We start from the raw sequence: 14,717 nt of genomic DNA, 5'->3' as shown, positions 1-14,717 counted from the left end.
TGTATCGCCATGTTCCGTCACGCAGCATAGACCGCGCGCGGCGCTTCGCAAGGGGCTGGTCACGGGCCGCGCGGGGCCTATCATCGGCGCATGGTTCTGCATGTCACCCCAGAGGGGCTCTATTGTCCCGCCGGCGATTTTCACATCGACCCGTGGCGCCCTGTCGCGCGGGCGCTGATCACCCACGGCCATGCCGATCACGCCCGCGACGGGCACGGGGCCTATCTTGCCACCGATCTCGCTGCCCCGGTGATGCGCCACCGGCTGGGGGATATCGCGCTCGACACCATCCGCTACGGCCAGGCGCGGCAGATCGGCGATGCGCGCGTCTCGTTCCACCCCGCAGGCCACGTCCCCGGCTCGGCGCAGATCCGGGTCGAGGTGGGCGGCGAGGTCTGGGTCGTCTCGGGCGATTACAAGCTTGAGGCCGATCCCCTCTCGACCCCGTTCGAGCCGGTGCGCTGTCACCATTTCATCTCCGAATGCACCTTCGGCCTGCCGGTCTTCGACTGGCCCGACCCCGGCGATGTGGCGCGCGAGATCAACGCATGGTGGGCGGCGAACGCGGCCGAGGGGCGGTTCTCGCTGCTCGGGGCCTACGCGCTCGGCAAGGCGCAGAGGGTGCTGATGATGCTCAACCCCTCCATCGGCCCGATCCTCACCCACGGCGCGATCGAGGCCACCAACGCGGTGATGCGCGCGCAAGGCATCGCCCTGCCCGACACCCATCATGTTACACCTGACAGTGACCTGCGCGCTCGGAAGGGCGCGCTGGTCATCGCGCCGCCTGGTGCGCTTGCAGGGCCGTGGGCAGGACGGTTCCGCCCGGCGTCTACCGGGTTTGCAAGCGGCTGGATGCGCCTGCGCGGGGTGCGCCGCAGGCGCGCGGCGGATCGTGGCTTTGTCCTGTCGGATCATGCCGATTGGGCTGGCCTCAACCGCGCCATTGCCGAGACCGGGGCCGAAACCATCCACGTCACCCACGGCTATACCGAGATCTTCGCCCGCTGGCTGATCGAGCAGGGCTATGACGCCCGCGTGCTGCGCACCGAGTTCACCGGCGAGACGCTGGATGAGGCGGGCGAGCCATGAAGGACTTCGCCGCGCTCTTCGCCACGCTCGACCAGACCACGCGCACCAATACCAAGGTGACGGCACTGGCCGAGTATTTCCGCACCGCCCCCGAGGCCGACCGCCTCTGGACCATCGCGCTCTTCTCTGGCCGCCGCCCGAAACGCGCGATCACCACCACGCGGCTGCGCGAATGGGCCGCCGAGCGCGCGGGCATCCCGCTCTGGCTCTTCGAGGAAAGCTATCCCATCGTCGGCGATCTGGCCGAAACCATCGCCCTTGTGCTGCCACCGCCCTCCACCACCCACGACGCCAGCCTCTCCGCGTGGATCGACCACCTGCGCGCCTTGAAAGACGCCGAGGACGAGACGCGCAAAGAGCAGGTGCTGGCGGCATGGGAGGGGCTGACGCCGCTGGAACGGCTGGTCTTCAACAAGCTGCTCACCGGCGGCTTCCGCGTCGGGATCAGCCGCAAGCTGATGACCCGCGCGCTCGCTCAGGCACTAAGCCGCGATGAGGCCGAAATCGCCCACCGCCTGATGGGCGACTGGACCCCCGACAACACCACATGGGCCGACCTGATCGAGAGCCACGACCCCACCGACAGCCTCTCGCGCCCCTATCCCTTCTGCCTCGCCTATGGGCTGGAGGAGGGGCCCGAGAGCCTTGGGCCACCTGCGGACTGGCTGGCGGAATGGAAATGGGACGGCATCCGCGGCCAGGTGATCGCGCGCGGCGGGCAGATCTTCATCTGGTCGCGCGGCGAGGAGCTGATGACCGACCGCTTTCCCGAACTGTCACCCCTGCGCGACCTCCTGCCCGACGGCACGGTGATCGACGGCGAGTTGCTGGCCCATGACGGCGACGCCCCCTTGCCCTTCGCCGCGCTGCAAAAGCGGATCACCCGAAAGACCGTGCCGAAAAAGCTGCTGACCGAGGCCCCGGTGATCCTGATGGCCTACGATCTCTTGGAACAGGGCGGCCGCGACCTGCGCGACACCCCCTTTGCCGAGCGCCGCGCGCGGCTCGACCGGCTGATCGCGGACCTGCCCGACACCGCCCCCCTGCGCCCCTCACCGACGATCCCCTTCACCACATGGGACGATCTGGAAACCACCCGCGCCACCGCCCGCGCCCACCGCGCCGAGGGGCTGATGCTCAAGCGCCGCAGCGGCCCCTATCACGCGGGCCGCAAGAAGGGCGACTGGTGGAAATGGAAACTCGACCCGCTGACCATAGATGCGGTGATGATCTACGCCCAGCAGGGCCACGGACGCCGCGCCAACCTCTTCACCGATTTCACCTTCGCGGTCTGGGACGGTGACACGCTCGTGCCCTTCACCAAGGCCTATTCCGGCCTCACCGATGCCGAGTTCCGCCAGATCACCGCCTGGGTCCGCAAGAACACGACCGAGCGCTTCGGCCCCGTCCGGCAGGTTCGCCCCGAACATGTGTTCGAGATCGCCTTCGAAGGCATTCAGGCCAGCTCGCGCCACAAATCCGGCGTTGCATTACGCTTTCCCCGCATGGCCCGCTGGCGGCAGGACAAGCCGACCCATGAGGCCAACACCCTGACCGACCTGCGCGCCATGCTGGCGCAATACGGCTAGCTCAGGAACACCCGCCGTCCAGCAGCACCCGGTTGCCCCGAATGCCGGTCACGCTGACCGTGCAATTCTCCACCGAATGGCTCTCGCCGACGCGCAGGCTCTGCATCGCCAGCCCGTTGATCGCAAGCCGCGCCGCGTCGCCCAGAATGCCCGAGACGAAGACCCGCAACTGCCCGTCGCCCAAGCTTGCCATCTCGCCCGGGCCATAGGCCGCGCCATCACCAGCAGGCATGTCGCAATCCGAACTGATCCGCACGCCCTCGGCGCCAACCTCGCTCAGCGCCAGCCGACAGGCCCCGGCGTCATGGCGCACGGTGATCGCCTCACCTGGCGACAACTGTGCCGTGCCGCCATTCACCGACAAGAGCACCGTGCCAGCGTCTGCATCCGCACGCTGCACGAAGGCACGCACCGCGCCACCGGCCAGCACGAAGGTCTCTCCAACCCCGCGCGCCTCGGGCAGCATCGCCAATCCCTCGGGCGTCTCCGCCTGCGGCGCGCTCACCGCCGCCGCTTCGGCCTCGGGCGCTGGGGCGGCAGCGGGCTGCGCCTCCAACGCGCCGCGCACCGCCTCGGCCTGCGCCGCCGCCGTTTGGGAAATCTGGCTGCCAAGATCCTGGGCCACCGTGTCGATCCGCGCCTCAAGCGCCGCAATCCGCTCACCGAAATCACCCGCCACCTGCGCCCCCAGACCGGCCACAGCCTCGGCATTGCCGGACATGCTCGCTTCCAGCGCGGCCAGCCGCTCACTCACCCCCGACAGCGCCGCATCGTCGCCCTGCACCACCGCCGACAGATCCTCCATCGCGCGGCCCATGCTGCTGCCGACCTTGCTCTCGATGGTCGAGAGCGACAACAACGAGCCCACCAAAAGCCCGGCAATCCCGCCGCCCACACCGGTCACGACCGGGTTTTTCAAAATCTCAGACATGTTCAAATCCTCCCCCTAGAGGGATAAGGATAAGGGGATTCGCAAAATCCGGAACAGATTTTTTAGATCGACCCGGCTCTCGCGCATATACTTCGCCCGCCCTGCGCGCTACCTCTGCGCAAAACCGATAGTAAGGAGCGTCCCATGACCGACACCGTCCTCCGCGATGCCAATGCCCCCTCCGGCAACAAGAACCTCGGCGATCTGCCGGAATGGGATCTGAGCGATCTCTACGCGGGCGAGGACGCACCGGAACTGCAACGCGACCTCGACTGGCTGCAAACCGCCTGCGCCGAGTTCGCCGCTGATTATGAGGGCAAGCTCGACACGCTCGACGCCGCCGGGCTGCTCGACTGCCTGCACCGCGACGAGGCGATCAGCCGGACGGCGGGGCGGATCATGTCCTTTGCCGGGTTGCGCTATTACCAGCTGACCACCGATGGCGGGCGGGCGAAATTCCTCTCCGATTGTCAGGAGAAGGTCACCAATTACACCACGCCGCTGGTCTTTTTCTCGCTGGAACTGAACCGACTGGATGAGGGCGCACTCAAGGCGATGTATGCCGAGAACGCCGATCTCGCCCGCTACGCCCCCGTCATCCGCCGCATCCGCGCGATGAAACCTCATCAGCTTTCGGATGAGCTTGAGAAATTCCTGCACGATCTGGGCGTCGTGGGCGACGCCTGGGAGCGGCTATTCGACGAGACCATCGCCGGGCTCACCTTCACCGTGGACGGCGAGGAGATGGGTATCGAAGGCACGCTCAACCTGCTGACCGAGCAGGACCGCGACCAACGCGAGGCCGCCGCGCGCGAACTGGCGCGGGTCTTTGGCGAGAATATCCGCACGTTTTCCCGCGTCCACAACACCGCCGCCAAGGAAAAAGAGGTGATCGACCGCTGGCGCAACATGCCCACCCCGCAGACCGGGCGGCACCTCAGCAACGATGTCGAGGCAGAAGTGGTCGAGGCGCTGCGCGACGCCGTCGTCGCGGCCTATCCCAAACTTTCGCACCGCTATTACGAGCTCAAGCGCAAATGGCTCGGGCTCGACCGGATGCAGGTCTGGGACCGCAACGCGCCGCTGCCGATGGAGGAGACCCGCATCGTCGGCTGGGACGACGCCCGCGCCACGGTAATGAACGCCTATGCCGCCTTCGATCCGCGTATGGCCGATCTGGCGCAGCCGTTCTTTGAGAAGGGCTGGATCGACGCGGGCGTGAAGCAGGGCAAGGCACCGGGCGCCTTCGCACATCCCACGGTGACGGATGTGCATCCCTACGTGATGCTCAACTACCTGGGCAAACCGCGCGATGTGATGACGCTGGCGCATGAGCTGGGCCACGGCGTGCATCAGGTGCTGGCGGCTGAGCAGGGCGAGCTTTTGTCCTCCACCCCGCTCACGCTGGCGGAAACGGCCTCTGTCTTCGGCGAAATGCTGACCTTCCGCCGGATGCTCGACGGGGCCAAGGACAAGGCCGAGCGCAAGGTACTGCTCGCGGGCAAGGTCGAGGACATGATCAACACGGTCGTCCGCCAAATCGCGTTCTATGATTTCGAATGCAAGCTGCACGACGCGCGCCGCGAGGGCGAGTTGACGCCTGACGACATCAACGCGCTGTGGATGAGCGTGCAGGCGACAAGCCTCGGGCCGGCGTTCGACTTCATGGACGGCTATGAGACCTTCTGGGCCTATATCCCGCATTTCGTGCATTCGCCGTTTTACGTCTACGCCTATGCCTTCGGCGATGGTCTGGTGAACGCGCTTTATGCCGTTTACGAAGAGAACCCCGAAGGCTTTCAGGAGAAGTATTTCGAGATGCTCAAGGCGGGTGGCTCCAAGCACCACAAGGACCTGCTCGCGCCCTTCGGTCTCGATGCGAGCGATCCGGCGTTCTGGGATAAGGGCCTCGGTATCATCTCCGACATGATCGACGAGTTGGAGGCGATGGAGGACTGAGACCCCTGCCACACCCCGACCGGGCGCGGCGGAATTTTCAAAAAATTCCGGTCCGATTTCTTTTTAAGAAATCGTTACCCCCGCGCCCCGTCGATGTGGCGGGCGTCTCAGTCCATACCGACGCAATACCGACGTGATACCGACGCGATACAGCCGGGCCTCACTTCAACTGGCTGTCCTTCGATCCGCGCCGGTTGATGCCGCTGCGGGGTTGATTCTGTGCTTGCAGATCGGACGCGCAGTCGATGCAAAGTTTCACGCCGGGGATCGCAGTGCGCCGGGCCTCGGGGATCGGTTCCTCGCAGTCGGCGCAATGGGTCAGGCTCTCGCCCTTGGGCTGCGCGCGGGCCTTGAGCCGCGCCAACTCATCCGAAATCGAGGCTTCGATCTGCTCGCTCACCGCGCCATCGCGCGCCCATCCACCGGCCATCGGGATCTCCTTTCCTGCGCAGGCCAGTCTAGGCCCGCGCGGCTGGTGACGTCAAATCGGGCTCAGGGTTCCACATGTGTGGCGGCGGGCAGGGCGAGCGACATGTCGCGCACGAAAGCGGCCCCGACCCCGCCCGCCTGCGCAATGATGCCGTTGAGCATGCGGATCGCGGCGGGCGAGGTGACCGGCACGAAATGGTTGAAGCCCTCGCCGTCGGCCAGGTCCGAGAAATCGACCACCTGCACATCGCCGCGCTGCACCTTGTCGGCATCGTCGATCACTCCAAGCCGCGGTTTACGGCCGGTGATGAAGCCCGACAGCGTAAGCGCGCGATCCGCCTTGGTGATGAAAATCATGAATGGTTGCGGCAGCTTACCGATGGCCTCGGCCTGCCGGTCGAACAGATCGGGGTCGATATCGGGTGACATCAGCACCACGCCGCTGATCCGGTTGAGCAACTGCCGGTCGCCGCGCAGGGCAATCTGGCGCAGCGCCTCCATCACCAGCTGCGACCCCATGGAATGCGCGAGGATAAAGACCTTCTCACCCGGCCGTGCCGTCAGATCACGCAGCAGCCTCTCCAGATCGTCACGCGCATAGAGCACGCTGTCACGGTCGTAGATATAGCCACGCGGGTCGGCCGCAGAAGGCCAAGCGAACAACAGCCCCGGCATCGGCACGTTGAAATCGGCCCTGATCTGCGCCAGCCGGTACATCGCCTCCGAGAGCGTGTTGTTGTAGCCATGCACGAAGAGCAGCGTCTCGCGTCCCGTCGTGTGTGCGCGCATGTCGCGGATGAGCGCGTGCGGCCCGTCATGCACCTGCGTCCCGGTGACGACGAAATCGGTGGCCGCGTCGGGCGGCCCCTCTGGCCATTCGATGCGCCCTGTTTCATGCGTCGGCGGGATAGAGATATCGGCGCGGAAATAGTTCATGGCCTCGGGCCGTTCCAGCCCGAAGATCGGCCCGGTCCGGTCGAGATCACGACCCGTCGCCACGAAAATCGGCTGGATGTCGGCCGCCGGGTGCGTTGCGGCGCGCTCTGCGGTGACACGCGGCGCGCAGGCGGCCAGCAGTGTCAGGACGATGAAGGCCAGCCCGCAACGGGCCAGCCGATCAGCAGAGGTCGTTCCAGTCCCGCGTGTTGCCATCATCACCCACCCTCACCTGAGCGCGAGAGATAGGCGATGTCAGCGCCCGCGCCAAGGGGTCAGGCCGATGCCAGCATACCTTTTTCCTGTGCCAGATCGCGCATCCGTTTTTGCAGCTTTTCAAAGGCACGCACCTCGATCTGGCGAATGCGCTCGCGGCTCACATCATATTGCGCGCTAAGATCCTCCAGCGTGATGGTCTGCTCGTTCAGGCGGCGCTGCGTGAGGATATCGCGCTCGCGCTCGTTGAGAACGTCCATCGCCAGCCCCAGCAATTCGCGCCGCGCCTTGAGTTCGTCCTGCTCCTCATAGGCTCCGGCCTGATCGGCATCCTCATCCTCGAGCCAGTCCTGCCATTGCATCGTGCCTTCGCCTTCGGAGCCGACGGTGGCGTTGAGCGAGGCGTCTGACCCGGCCATGCGCCGGTTCATCGAGATCACCTCGTCCTCGGTCACGCCGAGGTCGGTGGCGATCTTCTTGACGACCTCGGGGCGCAGATCACCATCCTCAAGCGCACCGATGCGGGCCTTCGCCTTGCGCAGGTTGAAGAACAGCTTCTTCTGCGCCGAGGTGGTGCCGAGTTTCACAAGGCTCCATGAGCGCAGGATGTATTCCTGGATCGAGGCCCTGATCCACCACATCGCATAGGTCGCGAGGCGAAAGCCGCGCTCCGGGTCGAACCGCTTGACCGCCTGCATGAGGCCGACATTGGCTTCCGAGATCACCTCGGCTTGCGGCAATCCGTAGCCGCGATAGCCCATGGCGATCTTGGCCGCGAGACGTAAGTGGCTGGTGACCATGCGGTGTGCGGCCTCGGTGTCCTGTTCCTCGACCCACCGCTTGGCCAGCATGTATTCCTCTTCCGGCTCGAGCAGCGGAAACTTGCGGATTTCCTGCATGTAGCGATTCAATCCGCCTTCCGGTGTCGGCGCTGGCAGATTCGCGTAGTTGCCCATGCTGTTGTCCCTTCTGATGTTTAGCTCGTTAACATTGACCTAGGAACGCGTGGCGATCCTTTCAAGATGCCATAGCTCAAAGATATTAACGTTCAGGTAAGAGTTTTCCGTCGCTTTGCTCTGAATATGTCAGAAATTCACGCGATCTTGCGCCCGGTCACACCTCGCCTCGAAGTGCCGTGATCAGGGTTGCCATATCGGCGGGCAGCGGGGCCTCGAAGCGCAATGCCTCACCTGTCAGCGGGTGGTCAAAACCCAGAACGGCGGCGTGCAGCGCCTGCCGGGTAAATCCCTGCGCAGCCTCGATGGCGCGCGGCGAGAGCGCCTTTTGCGACAGCTTGCGCCGCCCGCCATAGACCGGATCGCCGATCAGCCCATGCCCGACATGCGCCAGATGCACCCGGATCTGATGGGTGCGCCCGGTCTCCAACCGACATTCCAGAAGCGCCGCCGCCGGGGGATGGCCGAACCGCTCCAGCACCCGCGCGCGTGTCACCGCATGACGCCCCCCCTCGAACGTCACCGCCTGACGCTGCCGGTCGGTCTTGTGGCGTGCGAGGCCGGTGGCGATGCGCAGGACATTGCCGGGCTCGAACGACGCTCCGCGCAGGCCTCGCAGGCGCGGATCGCTGGCCTCGGGTACGCCGTGGACCACGGCCATGTAGGCGCGCTCGGCGCTATGGGCCTCGAACTGCGCCGCAAGCCCCTGATGCGCGGCGTCAGACTTGGCCACCACCAGCAGGCCGCTGGTATCCTTGTCGATGCGGTGGACAATGCCGGGCCGCCGCGCGCCGCCCACACCCGAGAGCGTGTCGCCGCAATGATGCAGCAGCGCGTTGACCAAAGTGCCTGCCGGGCTGCCGGGCGCGGGATGCACAACCATGCCAGCAGGCTTGTCGATGACGATCAACTCATCATCCTCGTAGACCACGGCAAGCGCGATATCCTCTGCCGCGATATGGCTCTCGCGCGCGTCCGGCACGTCGATCTCGATCAGGTCGCCCGTCGCCACCCGTGCCTTGGCCTCAACCACCACCGCGCCGTTGACCCGCACCGCGCCTTCGCCCAGAAGACGGGCAAGCCGGGTGCGCGACAGCGCTGCCACCTCTGGCACATCGCGGACAAGCGCTTTATCAAGGCGCGCAGGCGGATCGTCCCCGATCCGGAATGAAAGCGGGTCTTGCCCCATGGATGATAGCCCCCCGCCGGTCAGCCCGGCGACATTGAAATTCCTCGCGCGGCTGGTCACGGTGTTGACCGCCACGATGATTGTCGGCGTTGTAGTCATCGTCGCCCTGCTTGTCATCCGCTTCTCGGGCGACGAGCGTACGCCACCTCTCACCTTGCCTGACAGCATCACCCTGCCTGAAGGCGCGCGCGCCGAGGCGGTCACCTTTGGCGGTGACTGGATCGCCGTGGTGACGGGCGACGAACGCATCCTTATCTATGATCGCACCAGCGGCGCGTTGCGGCAAAGCATCGCGATCGAGTAGCGTGCCCTTCATGACCCGCACACATTGGATTGTCCTGCTCTCCGGCATCTGGGCCGCGCTCTATGCGGCATCGGTCCTCGTGCCTTACTTCACGGCCCCGACCGATTTCGGCTTCACGCGCGGGATGAACCGGCTGACGGCCTTTGTGCAATATCAGTTGGGCGCCGGGGTTGTGGGTGTTTTCATCTGGGCCATGGGACAGCAACTGCGCCATCGCTGGCAGCGCTGGCTAGCGCGTGTGCCGGGGCTTCTCGCGATCAGTCTGGTGGTCCTCGTGCTTGTTGCGATCACGGTCCCCAACCTGTTCGAGTGGCGCGTCGAACCAGCGACCTCACCCCAAGAGCCGACGGTTACACAGTAGCATGCAAAGCGCGATTGAGATGTCGGGAGGATGGTACCGCCTCCCTGGCTTGAACAGGGGACCTCTGGATCCACAATCCAGCGCTCTAACCAACTGAGCTAAGGCGGCACTGGGGGGCGATTTAACTTTACCGCACTCCGAATGCAAGCCTAATGAAAGGCGATTTCCCAGCTTTGTTCGACCAGATCGCGACCAAAGGAGTGTACGGGGCGGGACGCGACCAGCCGCCAGCCGTTACGCGCATAGAGCGCGCAGGCGGCGCGGTGGCTTTCATGGGTCCAGAGTTGCATGCCACGATAGCCCCGGTCGCGGGCATAGGTCATGCAGGCCTCCAGCAACCGCTGCCCGAGGGCCTGACCGCGCGCCTCGGGCACCAGCAGAAAGAGCCGCAGCTTGGCGGTATGCTGATCGAGCCGCACGCAGAAAATCGAGCCGAGCCGTGCTCCCCCGGCCTCGGCAATCCAGCCCGCCTCGCAAGTGGGGTCGTGATCGGCGACAAAGCCGTCGAGGATGCTCGCCACCAGCGGCGCGAACGTGTCGTCGAACCCCTCGTCGCGGGCATAAAGCGTGCCGTGACGCTCAACCAGCCAGGCGGCGTCCTCGGGGCGAAAGGGGCGGATCACAGGCGTCTCCATAGCACGCAGCAAAGCGCCATGAGGCTTGCCAAGCAAGAGGGAAACGCGTAGCAGACCGCCCAGATCAAGGAGGCCGGAATGGGCATCAACGCTGAAACCGATATCGAAGCCAATCTCCAGATCGGTCCGACCGATCAGGGCATGGTACGTCTCTATGTAGAGGCGCAGGGCCTTGAAATTCCTATGGACTTCACACCTGAAGAGGCCGAGGAAATCGCCCAGGAAATCCAGAGCGCGGCCAAAGCCGCCGCGGCGCGAAAATCATGATTGCGGATCGCGCTGCCATTGCAGGCGGCGCGCGGCATCGCGGGCGAATTTGCGGATGAGCGCGGCGCGGCGCGCGGGGGCCAGTTTACTTTCCTCACCCATGCGCAGGATCTCGGCACCGTAGCCATCGGCGATGATCAGGCCGGTCTCGGGCGGCAAAAGATCGGTGGGGAAATCAGCGTCCACCGCCCAGAAATAGCGGTCGCACCAATTGAGATAGCCCTGCCATTTCGCGTCAGTCTGAAAATCGGCGCGGCTCGACTTGCACTCGATCACCCAGATCTCGCCCTTGGGGCCGAGCGCCATGACATCCACCCGCTTGCCCCGCTCGGGCGCGAATTCCTCAACTGGAACAAAGTCGTAGCCCAGAAGGTGACGGCATACACCACGCGCCAGGATCTGGCCGGGTTGCAAGGGGCGGGCGCTCAGCGGGTCCATACTCGTATTTTGAACAAAACACGAACGCGTGCAACCCCTTGTCGTGCGCGCCACAAAGGACTACTTCAGCGGGGTGACGGGTTCTGCCCTTTTCGTGAACGGTTGCATTCCGGTGGCCTTAAGCAATTCCGAGGGAGCTGGCTCTGTCCGGGCCCTGGTCCGGTTACCCGGCGCCCACCTGTACATACAGGTCCTCGGGAATGAGATAACCAAACGGCTGCGTGCGGGCCCGTCACACCCCCTGACCTTTCGACCAGATGTAAAATTCATGCGCTGAACGTGACAAACGAAAAAGGCCCCCGCAGGGGCCTTTGTCATGTCCGTGAGGGCGTGATCTACCACTTGTTCTGCCAGAAGGCGCGTGAGTCATCTTCGTCGGCGCGCGCCGGGATGGTGGCATATTCGCGCCGCATCACGTGCTGGCGGTGGCCGCCGCGCGGCCCGTCATCATCGTCATCCTTCAGGCGCATCACCGCGATGGCGAATTGAACACCGGCAAAAACGATACCGTTGGCGAACCACAGGATCACAACAGCCAACAGGCCCTTGTCCGAATGGGTCACCAGATGCCAGAGATTGGCGACGTTGAACCACAGCAGCATTCCCACGAATGCCGCCGCAATACCGAAACCAATGGCGACATGTGTTATGTAGAGGCGGATAAGCTTGGGCATGGCAAACCTCATTTGTGCTATTATAGAGCGTAATGCCTTAAGAAAGAATTACAAGCGCCCGGTCTAACTTGTGATGCCGTCCGCGACATCCCGCCGCCGCAGATCAGCGGCAATAGGGGCCGCCCCGGTGCCGGGCGGTGTCGAAATGGAAGTGATCGCGGTGGAATCGGTCCGACTCGGGGCCCAGCACCGTGCCAAACGGACCACAGGCCTGACGGTGCACGCGGCGCAGCACGCGCCCCTTTGGCCCTTGTCCCCAATCGTCGAGTACCGAAATTTCCGACCCGTCGCGCAGCTGCAGGGCGGCGATGTCGATCGCCTTGCCCTTGCCGTGTTCCGAGATCCGCGCACCGGGTTGATGATTACGGGTCCGGCAGGCGTAATGTGCGGCCACGCGCAGCCCGGAAAGGCCGCCGCCCATGCGCCCCACCTCGGGTTTGGCGCTTTGATCCACCCATTGCCCGAGGGTGCGTGCCGTCAGACAATCAAGTGTCGCGGGCTGGCTCAGGCGCACGCCGTGCACCGATTCGAGCCGTACCGCGCGCTCGACTCCGCAGCTGCCGATGCGACCGGGCACAAGGCCCGATACCGTACCGACCAGCGCCGGATCACCACAGAGGCCACCGCCGCGCGCTACTGCGTCATCGCCACGCCCGCAGGCGGAGGAGACAAGGCTCAGGCTGAGGGCCATGGCGATCACGGTGCCCCTCATGCCTTTTTCACCCGGCCGAAATCGGGTGCCTCAGTATCCTGCCCGGCCTCGATGATGCCGCGCCGGATGGCGCGGGTGCGGGTGAAATAGGCGTGCAGGTGATCGCCGTCGCCGGTGCGGATCGCGCGTTGCAGCGCGAAAAGCTCTTCGGTAAAGCGGCCCAGAATTTCCAGGGTCGCCTCCTTGTTGTTGAGAAACACGTCGCGCCACATGGTCGGGTCCGACGCCGCGATGCGGGTGAAATCGCGGAACCCGGCGGCGGAATACTTGATCACTTCGCTATCGGTGACGCGGCGCAGATCGTCGGCCACGCCCACCATCGTGTAGGCGATGAGATGCGGCGCGTGGCTTGTCACCGCCAGCACAAGGTCGTGATGCTCGGCATCCATCTCGTCGGTATGGCTGCCAAGCGCCTGCCAGAACGCCTCCAGCCGCTCGACGGCGGCGCGGTCGCTGCCCGCTTGCGGCACAATCAGGCACCAGCGGTTGTCAAAAAGCTCCGCAAAGCCCGAGCGCGGACCGGAATGCTCGGTCCCGGCCAAGGGATGGGCGGGCACGAAATGCACGCCCTCGGGCAGATGCGGTGCCACTGCCTCGATCACCGCCTTTTTGACCGATCCCACATCGCTGACAGTGGCACCGGGTTTCAGCACCGCGCCGATCTCGGCAGCGACGTCGCCCATGGCTCCCACGGGCACGCAAAGCACGATCAGGTCTGCGCCTTCGCAGGCCTCGGCAGCGCTCTCGCAGACCCTGTCGCACAGGCCGATTTCGCGCGCGATGGCGCGGGTCTCGGGGCTGCGGGCATATCCCGTCACCTCGCGCGCCACTCCGGCGCGCTTGATCGCATGCCACATCGACGAGGCGATGAGCCCGAGCCCGATCAGGGCCACGCGGTCATAGATCACACTCATCTGGCACCGCCTTTGAACTGCCCTACGGCATGCGCCACGCGGCGACAGGCGGCCTCGTCGCCCACGGTGATACGCAGGCAGTTGGGCAGGTTGTAGCCGGCCACCTTGCGCACGATCAGGCCCTGCGATTGCAGATAGGTGTCGCAGGCCTCGGCCTCGTCGCGGCTGCCAAAGCGGGCGAGGATGAAATTCGCGGTCGAGGTGTCCGACGGCACGCCGTGTTCGGCCAGTGCCTCGGCCAGCCAGGCGCGCAGGCGGGTGTTGTCCTCGCGGCATTTTGCGGCCCAGGCCGTGTCGCGGATCGCGGCCTCGGCGGTAACCAGCGCGGCATGGCTCAGGTTGAAGGGCCCGCGCAGGCGGTTGAGCACGTCGATCACATGGGCTGGGCCATAGCCCCAGCCGACGCGCAAGCCGCCCAGGCCATGCAGCTTGGAGAAGGTGCGGGTCATCACTACATTGTCGCGGCTCTCGACCAGGGCCGCCCCGCCATCGTAGCCCTCGACGTATTCCGCATAGGCCCCGTCGATCACCAGGAGCGCGCGGTCGGGCAGCCCTTCGGCAAGGCGACGCAGTTCGGCCTCGCCGATCATAGTGCCGGTGGGGTTGTTGGGATTTGCGACAAAGACCAGCCTTGTGGACTCGGTGCATGCGGCAAGGATCGCATCGACATCTGTCACGCGCTCGCGCTCGGGCACCTCCACGGGGGTGGCCCCGTTCGCCAGTGTACTGATCCGGTACATGGCAAAGCCGTGCTCGGTATGGATCACCTCATCGCCCGGCCCGGCATAGCCCTGACAGAGAAAGGCGATGATCTCGTCACTGCCGACACCGCAGACGATGCGCGCAGGGTCGAGGCCGTGGATCTCGCCGATAGCGGCGCGCAACTGGCCGTGATCGGTCGAAGGGTAGCGGTGCAACTCGTAGGCGGCCTTGCGAAACGCCTCCTTGGCGGCCTCGGAGGGGCCGAACGGGTTCTCGTTCGAGCTGAGCTTGACCACATTGGCCACGCCCTCCACATGCCCGGCCCCGCCCTGATAGAGCGCGATATCCATGATGCCCGGCTGTGGCGTGATCTTGGTCATGTCGTCCCCCGTGTCTTGCAGGTGGTTCTAGCT

Annotated in this window: 17 protein-coding genes and 1 tRNA gene; 6 read left to right on the top strand and 12 right to left on the bottom strand. The window is 65.2% G+C overall.

The window, feature by feature from the left end; genetic code table 11:
- The first annotated feature begins 90 nt into the window (after window positions 1–90).
- Window positions 91–1,092, top strand: a complete 1,002-nt coding sequence (locus PVU19_RS18215) for a ligase-associated DNA damage response exonuclease (protein WP_050661696.1) — start codon at window positions 91–93, stop codon at window positions 1,090–1,092.
- Window positions 1,089–2,681, top strand: a complete 1,593-nt coding sequence (locus PVU19_RS18210; RefSeq protein ID WP_050661695.1) for an ATP-dependent DNA ligase — start codon at window positions 1,089–1,091, stop codon at window positions 2,679–2,681. The genes PVU19_RS18215 and PVU19_RS18210 overlap by 4 nt, the downstream gene beginning before the upstream one ends.
- A 1-nt stretch (window position 2,682) precedes the next feature.
- Here the strand turns inward: PVU19_RS18210 and PVU19_RS18205 are convergent, their stop codons facing one another.
- Window positions 2,683–3,612: a hypothetical protein gene (locus PVU19_RS18205; protein ID WP_050661694.1), complete on the bottom strand. Its 930-nt coding sequence runs from the start codon at window positions 3,610–3,612 to the stop codon at window positions 2,683–2,685.
- Window positions 3,613–3,756: 144 nt separating this feature from the next.
- Between PVU19_RS18205 and PVU19_RS18200 the strand changes: the two genes are divergently transcribed.
- On the top strand, window positions 3,757–5,571 hold the full coding sequence (locus PVU19_RS18200) for a M3 family oligoendopeptidase (protein WP_050661693.1): 1,815 nt from the start codon (window positions 3,757–3,759) through the stop codon (window positions 5,569–5,571).
- Window positions 5,572–5,731: 160 nt separating this feature from the next.
- Here PVU19_RS18200 and PVU19_RS18195 read toward each other — a convergent pair whose 3' ends face one another.
- The 4 genes from PVU19_RS18195 to PVU19_RS18180 all read right to left on the bottom strand — a co-directional run bounded on the left by PVU19_RS18195 (window position 5,732) and on the right by PVU19_RS18180 (window position 9,297).
- Entirely contained in the window at window positions 5,732–6,001 is a 270-nt protein-coding gene (locus PVU19_RS18195) for a DksA/TraR family C4-type zinc finger protein (RefSeq protein WP_050661692.1), read from the bottom strand.
- Window positions 6,002–6,063: 62 nt separating this feature from the next.
- Window positions 6,064–7,152: an alpha/beta hydrolase gene (locus tag PVU19_RS18190; RefSeq protein ID WP_082237405.1), complete on the bottom strand. Its 1,089-nt coding sequence runs from the start codon at window positions 7,150–7,152 to the stop codon at window positions 6,064–6,066.
- Between the two features lie 59 nt (window positions 7,153–7,211).
- Window positions 7,212–8,108, bottom strand: a complete 897-nt coding sequence (gene rpoH, locus PVU19_RS18185) for an RNA polymerase sigma factor RpoH (protein WP_050661691.1) — start codon at window positions 8,106–8,108, stop codon at window positions 7,212–7,214.
- Window positions 8,109–8,265: 157 nt separating this feature from the next.
- A complete protein-coding gene (locus tag PVU19_RS18180) occupies window positions 8,266–9,297 on the bottom strand; it encodes an RluA family pseudouridine synthase (RefSeq protein ID WP_050661690.1) in 1,032 nt (343 codons plus the stop codon).
- Here PVU19_RS18180 and PVU19_RS18175 point away from each other — a divergent pair.
- Together PVU19_RS18175 and PVU19_RS18170 are read left to right on the top strand one after the other, a co-directional pair.
- The gene (locus PVU19_RS18175; RefSeq protein ID WP_050661689.1) at window positions 9,296–9,601 is read left to right on the top strand and encodes a DUF6476 family protein; all 306 of its coding nucleotides are present in this window, start codon (window positions 9,296–9,298) and stop codon (window positions 9,599–9,601) included. The genes PVU19_RS18180 and PVU19_RS18175 overlap by 2 nt on opposite strands.
- 10 nt (window positions 9,602–9,611) lie before the next feature.
- Window positions 9,612–9,962 carry a hypothetical protein gene (locus PVU19_RS18170; protein ID WP_152911591.1) on the top strand — a complete coding sequence of 117 codons (351 nt, stop codon included), beginning with the start codon at window positions 9,612–9,614 and terminating at the stop codon, window positions 9,960–9,962.
- 31 nt (window positions 9,963–9,993) lie between these two features.
- Here the strand turns inward: PVU19_RS18170 and PVU19_RS18165 are convergent.
- Window positions 9,994–10,070, bottom strand: a tRNA-His gene (locus tag PVU19_RS18165).
- A gap of 41 nt (window positions 10,071–10,111) precedes the next feature.
- Window positions 10,112–10,597 carry a GNAT family N-acetyltransferase gene (locus PVU19_RS18160; RefSeq protein WP_050661687.1) on the bottom strand — a complete coding sequence of 162 codons (486 nt, stop codon included), beginning with the start codon at window positions 10,595–10,597 and terminating at the stop codon, window positions 10,112–10,114.
- A gap of 78 nt (window positions 10,598–10,675) precedes the next feature.
- On the opposite strand from PVU19_RS18160, the gene PVU19_RS18155 reads away from it, so the two are divergent.
- Entirely contained in the window at window positions 10,676–10,864 is a 189-nt protein-coding gene (locus PVU19_RS18155) for a DUF6324 family protein (protein WP_050661686.1), read from the top strand.
- Here PVU19_RS18155 and PVU19_RS18150 read toward each other — a convergent pair.
- The 5 genes from PVU19_RS18150 to hisC form a co-directional block, all read right to left on the bottom strand.
- Complete coding sequence (locus tag PVU19_RS18150; protein ID WP_050661685.1) at window positions 10,859–11,302, bottom strand: MmcB family DNA repair protein; 444 nt, start codon at window positions 11,300–11,302, stop codon at window positions 10,859–10,861. The two genes, PVU19_RS18155 and PVU19_RS18150, sit on opposite strands and share 6 nt — an antisense overlap.
- Before the next feature lie 335 nt (window positions 11,303–11,637).
- Window positions 11,638–11,976 (bottom strand): hypothetical protein, encoded by a 339-nt coding sequence (locus PVU19_RS18145; RefSeq protein ID WP_050661684.1) that lies wholly within the window; start codon window positions 11,974–11,976, stop codon window positions 11,638–11,640.
- 103 nt (window positions 11,977–12,079) lie between these two features.
- A complete protein-coding gene (locus tag PVU19_RS18140; RefSeq protein WP_050661683.1) occupies window positions 12,080–12,688 on the bottom strand; it encodes an extensin-like domain-containing protein in 609 nt (202 codons plus the stop codon).
- Window positions 12,685–13,602, bottom strand: a complete 918-nt coding sequence (locus tag PVU19_RS18135) for a prephenate/arogenate dehydrogenase family protein (protein WP_050661682.1) — start codon at window positions 13,600–13,602, stop codon at window positions 12,685–12,687. The genes PVU19_RS18140 and PVU19_RS18135 overlap by 4 nt, the downstream gene beginning before the upstream one ends.
- Window positions 13,599–14,684, bottom strand: a complete 1,086-nt coding sequence (hisC, locus tag PVU19_RS18130; RefSeq protein WP_050661681.1) for a histidinol-phosphate transaminase — start codon at window positions 14,682–14,684, stop codon at window positions 13,599–13,601. Before hisC ends, PVU19_RS18135 begins: the two co-directional genes overlap by 4 nt.
- Window positions 14,685–14,717: the final 33 nt, after the last annotated feature.

The sequence above is a fragment of the Roseovarius tolerans genome (genome assembly GCF_028885395.1).
Lineage (GTDB): Bacteria > Pseudomonadota > Alphaproteobacteria > Rhodobacterales > Rhodobacteraceae > Roseovarius > Roseovarius tolerans.
Note: the sequence above shows the minus strand (reverse complement) of the source record. Positions and strands in the feature narration are given on the sequence as shown.

Excerpts from the sequence above, each read along its gene's own strand:
- PVU19_RS18215 (WP_050661696.1), top strand. The coding sequence starts at position 91 with ATGGTTCTGCATGTCACCCCAGAGGGGCTCTATTGTCCCGCCGGCGAT.
- PVU19_RS18210 (WP_050661695.1), top strand. The coding sequence starts at position 1,089 with ATGAAGGACTTCGCCGCGCTCTTCGCCACGCTCGACCAGACCACGCGC.
- PVU19_RS18205 (WP_050661694.1), bottom strand. The coding sequence starts at position 3,612 with ATGTCTGAGATTTTGAAAAACCCGGTCGTGACCGGTGTGGGCGGCGGG.
- PVU19_RS18200 (WP_050661693.1), top strand. The coding sequence starts at position 3,757 with ATGACCGACACCGTCCTCCGCGATGCCAATGCCCCCTCCGGCAACAAG.
- PVU19_RS18195 (WP_050661692.1), bottom strand. The coding sequence starts at position 6,001 with ATGGCCGGTGGATGGGCGCGCGATGGCGCGGTGAGCGAGCAGATCGAA.
- PVU19_RS18190 (WP_082237405.1), bottom strand. The coding sequence starts at position 7,152 with ATGGCAACACGCGGGACTGGAACGACCTCTGCTGATCGGCTGGCCCGT.
- rpoH (WP_050661691.1), bottom strand. The coding sequence starts at position 8,108 with ATGGGCAACTACGCGAATCTGCCAGCGCCGACACCGGAAGGCGGATTG.
- PVU19_RS18175 (WP_050661689.1), top strand. The coding sequence starts at position 9,296 with ATGGATGATAGCCCCCCGCCGGTCAGCCCGGCGACATTGAAATTCCTC.
- PVU19_RS18180 (WP_050661690.1), bottom strand. The coding sequence starts at position 9,297 with ATGGGGCAAGACCCGCTTTCATTCCGGATCGGGGACGATCCGCCTGCG.
- PVU19_RS18170 (WP_152911591.1), top strand. The coding sequence starts at position 9,612 with ATGACCCGCACACATTGGATTGTCCTGCTCTCCGGCATCTGGGCCGCG.
- PVU19_RS18160 (WP_050661687.1), bottom strand. The coding sequence starts at position 10,597 with ATGGAGACGCCTGTGATCCGCCCCTTTCGCCCCGAGGACGCCGCCTGG.
- PVU19_RS18155 (WP_050661686.1), top strand. The coding sequence starts at position 10,676 with ATGGGCATCAACGCTGAAACCGATATCGAAGCCAATCTCCAGATCGGT.
- PVU19_RS18150 (WP_050661685.1), bottom strand. The coding sequence starts at position 11,302 with ATGGACCCGCTGAGCGCCCGCCCCTTGCAACCCGGCCAGATCCTGGCG.
- PVU19_RS18145 (WP_050661684.1), bottom strand. The coding sequence starts at position 11,976 with ATGCCCAAGCTTATCCGCCTCTACATAACACATGTCGCCATTGGTTTC.
- PVU19_RS18140 (WP_050661683.1), bottom strand. The coding sequence starts at position 12,688 with ATGAGGGGCACCGTGATCGCCATGGCCCTCAGCCTGAGCCTTGTCTCC.
- PVU19_RS18135 (WP_050661682.1), bottom strand. The coding sequence starts at position 13,602 with ATGAGTGTGATCTATGACCGCGTGGCCCTGATCGGGCTCGGGCTCATC.
- hisC (WP_050661681.1), bottom strand. The coding sequence starts at position 14,684 with ATGACCAAGATCACGCCACAGCCGGGCATCATGGATATCGCGCTCTAT.